Raw genomic sequence first — 309 nt, 5'->3', positions numbered from 1 at the left:
CGCGGGGATGAGCGCGGCGAAGTCGGGGCGGCCCATGCGCGCGTGCGTGAGCCCGGCGCCGAGCAGGGCGTGCCCGTCGAGGTACTGCCAGCCGCGGATCTCGGCGACGCGGCCGAGGCCCACGAGGGCGGCGGGGCGCAGGAGTCCGGCGTTGACGGCGGTCATGAGGTCGGTGCCGCCCGCGACGGGCACGGCGGTGGGGGTCGCGGCGAGCGCGGCCACGGCCTCCTCCAGCGTGACGGGCAGGGAAACCGCCGCATTCGGTGCCTGTGTGGTCAAAGCGGCTGCCCCTTCCCGTTGCCCCCGGAC

1 protein-coding gene is annotated in these 309 nt (G+C 77.0%); it reads right to left on the bottom strand.

Annotation, left to right across the window (positions count from 1 at the left end):
- Positions 1-279: FAD binding domain-containing protein (locus G3I42_RS13730; RefSeq protein ID WP_203606769.1), on the bottom strand; the 279-nt coding region annotated here is incomplete at its 3' end.
- Positions 280-309: the final 30 nt, after the last annotated feature.

Source organism: Streptomyces sp. SID11385 (genome assembly GCF_010548245.1).
In the GTDB taxonomy this organism is placed as follows: domain Bacteria; phylum Actinomycetota; class Actinomycetes; order Streptomycetales; family Streptomycetaceae; genus Streptomyces.
This window is presented reverse-complemented; position numbering and strand designations above follow the sequence as displayed.